This window comes from Helicobacter pylori, from assembly GCF_030062585.1.
GTDB classification, from domain to species: Bacteria; Campylobacterota; Campylobacteria; order Campylobacterales; family Helicobacteraceae; genus Helicobacter; species Helicobacter pylori_CN.
On the sequence record NZ_CP071935.1, the window covers coordinates 1630273 to 1639278 of the forward strand.

5 protein-coding genes, 1 rRNA gene and 6 pseudogenes are annotated in these 9006 nt (G+C 38.5%); 3 read left to right on the top strand and 9 right to left on the bottom strand.

From position 1 onward, the window contains the following. Positions 1-341: 341 nt before the first annotated feature. On the bottom strand, positions 342-521 hold the full coding sequence (locus tag J5F42_RS07820; RefSeq protein ID WP_001873570.1) for a hypothetical protein: 180 nt from the start codon (positions 519-521) through the stop codon (positions 342-344). A 1-nt stretch (position 522) separates the two neighbouring features. On the opposite strand from J5F42_RS07820, the gene J5F42_RS07825 reads away from it, so the two are divergent. Further along, positions 523-2026, top strand: a 16S ribosomal RNA gene (locus J5F42_RS07825). Positions 2027-2919: 893 nt separating this feature from the next. On the opposite strand, the pseudogene vapD reads toward J5F42_RS07825, so the two are convergent. Then, positions 2920-3205: pseudogene (gene vapD / locus J5F42_RS07830) on the bottom strand (endoribonuclease VapD). A 122-nt stretch (positions 3206-3327) separates the two neighbouring features. Between vapD and J5F42_RS07945 the strand changes: the two are divergent. Continuing rightward, positions 3328-3558: a hypothetical protein gene (locus J5F42_RS07945; protein WP_000269326.1), complete on the top strand. Its 231-nt coding sequence runs from the start codon at positions 3328-3330 to the stop codon at positions 3556-3558. 12 nt (positions 3559-3570) lie between these two features. On the opposite strand, the pseudogene J5F42_RS07835 reads toward J5F42_RS07945, so the two are convergent. From J5F42_RS07835 to J5F42_RS07845, 3 genes and pseudogenes are all read right to left on the bottom strand, one after another. After that, a pseudogene (locus tag J5F42_RS07835) lies at positions 3571-3826 on the bottom strand (hypothetical protein). 77 nt (positions 3827-3903) lie between these two features. Beyond that, positions 3904-4170, bottom strand: a complete 267-nt coding sequence (locus J5F42_RS07840) for an HP0894 family type II toxin-antitoxin system mRNA interferase toxin (protein WP_013356424.1) — start codon at positions 4168-4170, stop codon at positions 3904-3906. Next, the gene (locus J5F42_RS07845) at positions 4151-4528 is read right to left on the bottom strand and encodes a type II toxin-antitoxin system HP0895 family antitoxin (protein WP_097699919.1); all 378 of its coding nucleotides are present in this window, start codon (positions 4526-4528) and stop codon (positions 4151-4153) included. The genes J5F42_RS07840 and J5F42_RS07845 overlap by 20 nt, the downstream gene beginning before the upstream one ends. 751 nt (positions 4529-5279) lie before the next feature. Between J5F42_RS07845 and hopJ the strand changes: the two genes are divergently transcribed. Next, on the top strand, positions 5280-6326 hold the full coding sequence (hopJ, locus tag J5F42_RS07850) for a Hop family outer membrane protein HopJ/HopK (protein ID WP_283491621.1): 1047 nt from the start codon (positions 5280-5282) through the stop codon (positions 6324-6326). On the opposite strand, the pseudogene J5F42_RS07855 reads toward hopJ, so the two are convergent. From J5F42_RS07855 to J5F42_RS07875, 4 pseudogenes are all read right to left on the bottom strand, one after another. Further along, positions 6321-7663: pseudogene (locus tag J5F42_RS07855) on the bottom strand (SabA family sialic acid-binding adhesin); the annotation flags it as partial. The gene hopJ and the pseudogene J5F42_RS07855 overlap by 6 nt on opposite strands. A 22-nt stretch (positions 7664-7685) precedes the next feature. Beyond that, positions 7686-7964, bottom strand: a pseudogene (locus tag J5F42_RS07860) (DUF874 family protein); the annotation flags it as partial. After that, positions 7941-8586 (bottom strand): annotated as a pseudogene (locus J5F42_RS07865) (hypothetical protein); the annotation flags it as partial. The pseudogenes J5F42_RS07860 and J5F42_RS07865, both read right to left, overlap by 24 nt. Before the next feature lie 5 nt (positions 8587-8591). Further along, positions 8592-8798 (bottom strand): annotated as a pseudogene (locus J5F42_RS07875) (outer membrane beta-barrel protein); the annotation flags it as partial. Positions 8799-9006 lie beyond the last annotated feature (208 nt).

The window sequence follows — 9006 nt, forward strand, 5'->3', positions numbered from 1 at the left end:
TGAATGAATGATTGAATGATTGAANATTTAAGCAAACCTTAAGCTTTCTATGACTATAATTTCATTTCCTTGTTTCAGCAAGGGCTTTTAAAAAGCCGCTTGATACCTTACAAGGATAGCTGATTAAAAGCAAACGATCTTTGAAAACTAAGCAAATTGATAGAAGTTCTTTTTAAAGGATATTCTAAAACAATAAGCAATGACTTGTTAAATAGAGTGGGGGTTTTTATAACTCCCATTCTTGGATAAGGAATTCTTATCCAACTAGTGCCAATTGATTTCATTGATTATGATGGTTATATCATTATGATTGATGACTGAATGGCATGAGAGTATTTTATTCAGGTTAGCGTTTGGCTAAACCTTTTTAAAAAGTTTCTTTCTGTTTTGTTGTTGTAATACTTAAGAACACAACCCGTTTTATTCAATAAAGTATAAAACGAGTTCTTGTGATACGCTAAAGCTGTTGTTAGGAATAACAACAGCCTATCAAAAAACAAAAAGAGCTTTAGGACAAACACTTTTATGGAGAGTTTGATCCTGGCTCAGAGTGAACGCTGGCGGCGTGCCTAATACATGCAAGTCGAACGATGAAGCTTCTAGCTTGCTAGAATGCTGATTAGTGGCGCACGGGTGAGTAACGCATAGGTCATGTGCCTCTTAGTTTGGGATAGCCATTGGAAACGATGATTAATACCAGATACTCCCTACGGGGGAAAGATTTATCGCTAAGAGATCAGCCTATGTCCTATCAGCTTGTTGGTAAGGTAATGGCTTACCAAGGCTATGACGGGTATCCGGCCTGAGAGGGTGAACGGACACACTGGAACTGAGACACGGTCCAGACTCCTACGGGAGGCAGCAGTAGGGAATATTGCTCAATGGGGGAAACCCTGAAGCAGCAACGCCGCGTGGAGGATGAAGGTTTTAGGATTGTAAACTCCTTTTGTTAGAGAAGATAATGACGGTATCTAACGAATAAGCACCGGCTAACTCCGTGCCAGCAGCCGCGGTAATACGGAGGGTGCAAGCGTTACTCGGAATCACTGGGCGTAAAGAGCGCGTAGGCGGGATAGTCAGTCAGGTGTGAAATCCTATGGCTTAACCATAGAACTGCATTTGAAACTACTATTCTAGAGTGTGGGAGAGGTAGGTGGAATTCTTGGTGTAGGGGTAAAATCCGTAGAGATCAAGAGGAATACTCATTGCGAAGGCGACCTGCTGGAACATTACTGACGCTGATTGCGCGAAAGCGTGGGGAGCAAACAGGATTAGATACCCTGGTAGTCCACGCCCTAAACGATGGATGCTAGTTGTTGGAGGGCTTAGTCTCTCCAGTAATGCAGCTAACGCATTAAGCATCCCGCCTGGGGAGTACGGTCGCAAGATTAAAACTCAAAGGAATAGACGGGGACCCGCACAAGCGGTGGAGCATGTGGTTTAATTCGAAGATACACGAAGAACCTTACCTAGGCTTGACATTGAGAGAATCCGCTAGAAATAGTGGAGTGTCTGGCTTGCCAGACCTTGAAAACAGGTGCTGCACGGCTGTCGTCAGCTCGTGTCGTGAGATGTTGGGTTAAGTCCCGCAACGAGCGCAACCCCCTTTCTTAGTTGCTAACAGGTCATGCTGAGAACTCTAAGGATACTGCCTCCGTAAGGAGGAGGAAGGTGGGGACGACGTCAAGTCATCATGGCCCTTACGCCTAGGGCTACACACGTGCTACAATGGGGTGTACAAAGAGAAGCAATACTGCGAAGTGGAGCCAATCTTCAAAACACCTCTCAGTTCGGATTGTAGGCTGCAACTCGCCTGCATGAAGCTGGAATCGCTAGTAATCGCAAATCAGCCATGTTGCGGTGAATACGTTCCCGGGTCTTGTACTCACCGCCCGTCACACCATGGGAGTTGTGTTTGCCTTAAGTCAGGATGCTAAATTGGCTACTGCCCACGGCACACACAGCGACTGGGGTGAAGTCGTAACAAGGTAACCGTAGGTGAACCTGCGGTTGGATCACCTCCTTTCTAGAGAAAAGCTTTTAACATTCGCTTGTTAAAAGCCAAGAGTATTACCTGACAAAAGGACTTCTTGTTGCTTAGTTTTGAAAGATTGAGCTTATTCTTTCTTTTTTTAAATCTTATTTTTCATTTGGTTTTTGCTTAAACTTTTTCATTCTTGTTTTTAATATTTCTTGCTCGCTTGTATTGGATTTCTTAAATCTTACTTCTTGTTTTTTTCCATTTTTGTTTTTTACTTATTGCGTTTTAATTCTTATGTTTAACTTTTTGTTTTTTTACGCTTTAATATTAAAGTTTTAGTTTTGGTGTTTTGCTTCTTGTTTCTTTGTGTTCTTAAGGTTTTTTACTGCTTATAATTTTTGTTTGTTGTTTCACCTTGTTTTTTGCTTGCTTGATTTTGATTTGATTGTGTTTCGTGTTTTATTTTTCTTAAATCTCATTTCTTTTGTTTGAGTGTTGGTTTTAGTGTTGGATTTTCTCAATTCTTATGTTTGTATTTTTTGGTTCTTGTTTCTTTGTGTTCTTAAGGTTTTTTACTGCTTGTGGTTTGTGGTTGTTGTGTTGGAGTTTTACTTGTTACTTCTTGGGTTTTAATTTCTTATTCCTTACTTATTGCGTTTTAATTCTTATGTTTTAATGTTTGGTTTCATGTTTTTAGTTTTTCTTGCTTCTTAATGTTTAGTGGGTTTGTTATTTTTAAGGGGGTTTAGTGGGGTTTGGTAGTAAAGCCTTATCTTTATCTCATGATTGCAATTCTTGCTTGTTTTGTTTCTTGTTTTTGATTTCTTGCGTGTTAAGTTTTATTTTTTGTGAAATGCATATAAGGGAGTGGTTATTTTNTAAAAAAGCGTTGCTTTTCACTCTATAAGTGCCAAGAATTTTAAAAATTTGGCTAAACGCTAGGATTTCACAATCTCAGTAAAATCGCTAAAGTCCTCTACCTTAAACGCTCTAATATCCCTAACAGACTTTTTAAACCACTCAATTTGAGAGATTTTATTGATCGCTTTATAGACTTGTGCTAGAGTGTTTTCTTTAGAATAATTAACATAAACGCTCCCTTGAGTGTTTTCAAACCCTAGTAGCTCTAATTCTTGCCTTAAATCATCATAGGCTTTATTGTAGGGTTCTTCCGTATTCTTTTTTTAAAATCTCAATCTTTAAATCAAACGCTAGAGCATACATTTTCAAAACCTTTATTATTTTCTCTTTTTAACTCGTTTGTAAGATCATCTAAACTATCAATTTGAGTGAGATTAACCCCATTTAACGCCTCCCTCAAGTTCTAACTGATTGATCAAGTTAAATTGTGGAGGTCATTAGACCCCACTAACACGCCCAAGCTATCCTTTAGCGAACCATTCAACCAACAACAATCCCAAGATAACAAGCCAGCCCTAACAAGCACGATAGGAACAACGACTAACTATGGCAAGCTAAACTATATTAAGATAGGGCTAAATCAAAACTTTAACGCTAATGTAGGCGCTAATCAAGGCTACCCCTTTTTAACAAGTTTTTTAAAATCTTTTTTGTAAAGGGCATGGTGCTTAATTTTCAGCATTCACTTCTTTATTTGATTTCATTTGCCCATGCAGAAAAATCTTCAATAACCTCTAATTTTTCGCCATTTAACGCATCTCTTATGGCTTGTTGCGTTTCAATATTTGGGATCTCATGCCCCAAACAACAACCTCTTTTATCATCAAACGCTTGGCTAATTTTTTGCTCTAATTGATTGATGAGATTAAAAAGCTGTTTTTCGCTGTATTTTGTGTAGTCTTTTTTGGCGGTGGTGTTAGGCATGCTTATTCCTTTTTTAAAATATCAGATCATTATAGCGCAAGCGATTTGGTTTAAGCGTTATAAGGGGTGTGGGTGGATTAAAACAACTCACTATGACTGCCTAACCTTAACAAAATCAGCTCATCATCTTTCACTAAATACACAAGCAAAATGTCGGATTTAATATGGCATTCCCTAAAAGGTTTCCACTTGCCTTTTAGGGCATGATCTTGAAATCGTGGATCTAGCGGTTCTTTTTTTCTTAAGGTTAGAATGACTTCCTTCAAAACGCTATCATCAAACCCATTCAAAAGCAATTTATCAAAATCTTTTTGAAAAGATTTTTTAAGATTGAGCTTCAACACCTAAAGCCTTTTTTCTCTCATTGCTATAACTAGAAAAATCCTCAACGAACAAATCTGTTTCTTTGTTATCCGCATCTCTCATGGCTTGTTGCGTTTGAGTGTTTGGGGTTTCATGCCCAAAACAACAATCTCTTTTATCATCAAAAGCTTGGCTGATTTTTTGCAAGAGTTCATTTAATGCGTCTATTTTATCCTTAAAGTTTTGATCCCTTTTTTCCAATTCTTTAGCCATTTTTTCTTTAAAAGAAACTCTATCATTTTGCATCTTTTTGATTTTTCGCTCTAATTGATGGATTAAATTAAAAAGCTGTTTTTCGCTGTATTTTGTGTAGTCTTTTTTGGCGGTGGTGTTAGGCATGCTTATTCCTTTTTTAAAATATCAGATCATTATAGCGCAAGCGATAGAGTGGGATAAACTAGAAATCAAAACTTAAAGATTAAAAAGCGGATTGGGAAGTTAATGAAAAAATTAAAGATCAAAAGATTAAAAAGCGGATTGAAAAATCAGTGAAAAGATCAAAAGATCTGTTAGTAAAAAATTTTAAAAAAGTTTAAAAATTTAAAAGTTTTGTGAGTGAAAAATAATCGTTTTAGATTTGATTTTATAATAAAACGCATTTTCTTAAAAGTGTAGTGGGTATTTGAAACCATTCTCCCCCTTTTAATCTCCAACTTAAACCCACTATATAAAAGAAGCGCTTTTTTAAAAAACTATCGCTTAATTAACGCCAAGTTTTCCACTAACCAATCACTAAAAACGCTAAAAAAGATTTTTCATCAAACCCCCTCCAAAAAGAGAGTTTAAAAAAAGAGAGTTCAAAGAAAAAGGGGGTTCAAAGAAAACCCCCCAAAGAAAGAAAGTTCAAAGAAAGAAAGTTCAAAACAAAGAGAGTTCAAAAAACCACTTAAAAACAAGAAGTTCAAAAAAAGAAAGTTCAAAAACAAAGGGTTTAAAAGAAAAAAGATTTTTCATCAAACTCCCCCCCTAAAACAAAGAGAGTTCAAACAAAGGTTTCAAAACAAAGGCTTCAAAAAAATTAAACCCCTCCAAAAAAAAAAGAAAGGCTTCAAAAGAAACCCCTTAAAAGAGAGANTTTTTATCTTATTGTATCGCTGAAGAAAATGGGGCGTATGCGAGCGTGGGGTTTGAATATTCTATCAGTCATGCCGTTGAACACAATAACCCTTTTTTAAATCAAGAACGCATCCAAATCATTTCTAACGCTCAAAATCAAATCCATAAACTCAATCAAGTCAAAAACGAAATCACAAGCATGCCCAACACCTTTGAATATATTAACAACGCTTTAAAAAACCATGCTAAATTAACCCCCACTGAAATGCAAGCCGAACAATACTACCTCCAATCCACCCTTCAAAACATTGAAAAAATAGTCATGCTTAGCGGTGGAATTGCATCTAACCCACAATTAGCCCAAGCGTTAGAAAAAATGCAAGAACCCATTACTAACCCTTTAGAGTTTGAAGAAAACTTAAGAAATTTAGAATCGCAATTCACTCAATCTCAAAACCGCATGCTTTCTTCTTTATCTTCTCAAATCGCTCAAATTTCAAATTCCTTAAACGCGCTTGATCCTAGCTCTTATTCTAAAAACATTTCAAGCATGTATGGGGTGAGTTTGAGCGTAGGGTATAAGCATTTCTTTACCAAGAAAAAAAATCAAGGGTTTCGCTATTACTTGTTCTATGACTATGGTTACACTAACTTTGGTTTTGTGGGTAACGGCTTTGATGGTTTGGGCAAAATGAATAACCATCTCTATGGGCTTGGGATAGATTATCTTTATAATTTCATTGATAACGCAAAAAAACATTCGAGCGTGGGTTTTTATGTGGGCTTTGCTTTAGCGGGGAGTTCGTGGGTAGGGAGTGGTTTAGGCATGTGGGTGAGCCAAACGGATTTTATCAACAATTACTTGACCAATTATCAAGCTAAAATGCACACGAGTTTTTTCCAAATCCCTTTGAATTTTGGGGTTCGTGTGAATGTCAATAGGCACAATGGCTTTGAAATGGGCTTAAAGATCCCTTTAGCAATCAATTCCTTTTATGAAACGCATGGCAAAGGGCTAAACACTTCCCTCTTTTTCAAACGCCTTGTAGTGTTTAATGTGAGTTATGTTTATAGTTTTTAGGGGGGTANCATTTTGCAAGCTTTGCGCGTTAGGGATGCTAGAGAGTGCGGTGGTGATGCTGTTATAAGTATTCCCTAATTCATTGTATCGGGATTTGAAATTCACTAGAGTGTCAGCGATGTTTTCGGCTTGCTGTATTTGCTGCTCTTGAGTGCCAAAGTGAGCGATGCTGTTGGTTAAGTTCGTTATGGTTTCTTGCACATAGGCGCAACCGGCTCCCCAAGTGTTGGAAGTTACCTGACCTGGATTGGTGCCCCTACGCTCACCCCCTTGCACTTCATAACACACCCCTAAAGAGTCTGATACAAAATTTTTAGGGATTTTTTCAAAGTTTTTCACCACTTGTTCGGCTTGGTTTAAAATCTCTGCTTGGGCTTGCGCGTTTTTGAGCATGCTTTGTGCAAAGCTAGCGTCTGTGTAAGGGTTGAATGGTTTTCCAGTGTCCAAGTTGTTTTGATTTTGCGCATTTTCACTAACGATTTTACTTTGCGCGACAGCTTCTTGCGCGTTAGCGATCATGCCTTGGATAGCGCTGATTTCATTCTTAAACATCCCACACATTGTCCCATTGCCGCTTATCCCTGCCCAATACCTGCTACCACCATTCTGAAAGTTTGGGCATGCCTCATTTAGGGTAGTGATAATGATGCTCGCTTGTTCTAAAAGAGTTTGAGCGTTATTTTCTGTGTTGATCTGTTCTGATGTGCTTGTTGAACTTGTANATTTGGTTTGCCACCCGTTCTTTTGTCTCCTTGAATAGTAAAATCAAGTTTTGTAGTGGTGTTGCTTAAAACGGGGACCCCATCCCCATTAGATCCATTGGCTGTCAAAGCCTTTTGAATGATTTGATAGGCCTTGTTAATGATCGCATAATTTTCAGTGGATATTGGCCCGCCATGTCCTGGCTCATAATACGAATTGCAAGTGATGGTCGTCGTATTTTGTCCTGGCACATTATTAAAGGTTTGGATACCTCCATTCGCGCTCTCGTTACTGCCAGGACCACAAGCAGTAAAAGCGTAGCTTGTAACTTGCCACAACCCCACTGCTGCATTCAGTGCTAAAAGCACGGCTTGATAAGCCGGGGAATTGGTTTTGACATCAAGCAAATTCCTAGAGCTTGAGCCTAGATTATCCCTTGCGTCGTTAATCGCGCTCGGGTCAGCGGACAATTTGATAAGGGTGTTTAGGGTGCTGTAATTATTCAAAAGATTGTTCAGCTTTTCATAGTTGTCTGAAAGCTCTTGAATGCCTTTGGTGTTTTTTACCATTTGAGCGGCTTCACCGATCTGATAGCCTACGCTTGTGTAAAAGCCGTCGTCTTCAGCGTGGAGCAAAAACGAGAGAGAGAGAGAGAGNTGTCTTTTGTTTTTCTTGTTCTACTTTTATTTGATTGTTAGTCTCTATATTGCTTGTCTTTTGTTTTTCTTGTTCTAACTCTATCTGTTTATCAGTATCGCCAACACTACAAGCGGCTAATAATAAACTTGTCGCTATTGTTAATCCTGAATATTTCCACCAATTGATTTGATTTTCTTTTTCAGCTTGTTTGGATTTATCCTGGACTTTATCGTCCAATTCTTTTGCCCTCTTGCATGCAGCATGGGTTAANTTGGTTTGAGAGCTGACGATGCCCAATTTCCTAAAGGGGTTACGCCCTAGCTCTTGGTTGATGGTTTGGATTTGGTTGTAAGAGTTTTGATTCAAGTAGTAGTTGGTCTCTATGCCTTGCGGGCTATAGGGGTTATTCTTTTTGCTCACCGCATTTTGCAAGCTTTGCGCGTTAGGGATGCTAGAGAGTGCGGTGGTGATGCTGTTATAAGTATTCCCTAATTCATTGNTGATGCTCGCTTGTTCTAAAAGAGTTTGAGCGTTATTTTCTGTGTTGATCTGTTCTGATGTGCTTGTTGAACTTGTACCTATCCACTGGGTTGAAATAGCTTCCCCATGACTCCATGGGTATATTAAAGGTTCATTTGGTTTGCCACCCGTTCTTTTGTCTCCTTGAATAGTAAAATCAAGTTTTGTAGTGGTGTTGCTTAAAACGGGGANTGATGCTCGCTTGTTCTAAAAGAGTTTGAGCGTTATTTTCTGTGTTGATCTGTTCTGATGTGCTTGTTGAACTTGTATCTATCCACTGGGTTGAAATAGCTCCCCCATGACTCCATGGGTATATTAAAGGTTTATTTGGTTTGCCACCCGTTCTTTTGTCTCCTTGAATAGTAAAATCAAGTTTTGTAGTGGTGTTGCTTAAAACGGGGANACGGTGGCTAAATTCACGTATTCAGAATTAAGCCATGAAGTGCCCGCTAACGCAATGCCTCCAAAAAGCCCCACAGAGAGCTTGTTGTTTTTGCCTAAGAAATTGGTGGCTTTATCGTTGATGAAGTTATAAAGAGCGTCCGCTCCAAAACCATAAGTCCACACATCAGAAGCCGAGTTGAAAAAGCTGGATTTAATAAACGCATGGTTNCATGCAGCATGGGTTAATACTACTAATGCCGCATTGCTTTTCTTGGGGTGTTTTTTTACAAGTTCTCTAACTTTCTTTGCGATCTTTGTAAAAAACCCACCAATTGATCTGATCGTATTTGTAACGGCGCTCGCTTGTTTAAAATGAGTCTCTTTGCTTGCCTTTGTGTCAGCTGTCTCTGCGTTTTTGCCAACTTTATTTGTTTTN